Origin of the sequence: Psychromonas sp. Urea-02u-13 (assembly GCF_002835995.1) — a bacterium.
In the GTDB taxonomy this organism is placed as follows: Bacteria; Pseudomonadota; Gammaproteobacteria; order Enterobacterales; family Psychromonadaceae; genus Psychromonas.
In genome coordinates this window covers 1-440 of record NZ_PJBZ01000273.1, presented here as the reverse complement: position 1 = coordinate 440, position 440 = coordinate 1, and the positions used below count along the sequence as shown (strand labels likewise).

General features: G+C 35.9%; 1 protein-coding gene. It reads left to right on the top strand.

Annotated features, from left to right (window positions below):
- The first annotated feature begins 19 nt into the window (after positions 1-19).
- Positions 20-349: a hypothetical protein gene (locus CXF74_RS21705; protein ID WP_101084706.1), complete on the top strand. Its 330-nt coding sequence runs from the start codon at positions 20-22 to the stop codon at positions 347-349.
- Positions 350-440 lie beyond the last annotated feature (91 nt).

Here is a 440-nt window from a genome sequence, read left to right as displayed (position 1 = left end):
GGCGTTATGAAGCACGTATATGAATAGAGTTGAAGCTTTAGAACAAATTATTACCTTTGGTGGGTTTCGTGAGGAAGCTTTTGGGGAACTTGTTAACTTTGCATTTGATTGCGAAGTAGAGTTGTTTGAAGTGAATAATGACATATTGGAAGTTGTGCTTAAAAAGTACCTTTCAAATTTTATTTCTTCCGATGAACTTGAAGAATGGGCAAACTTTATTGAGTGCCGAGATGATGTTAATTATGCAAAAGTTGAAGGTTTTATATATGCACTTGCAAACCCTGAATTAATGGGGAAAATCACTGATAACAAAATTTATAAAATGTTAGAGGTGTTGTCAGCTTCATAACAAGGCACTTAAACGGAACTAAAACAGTGGGTTACGTTTCGCTTCGCTACACATTTTAACCCACTATTTTAGTCCGCTTAGTGCGGCGTTA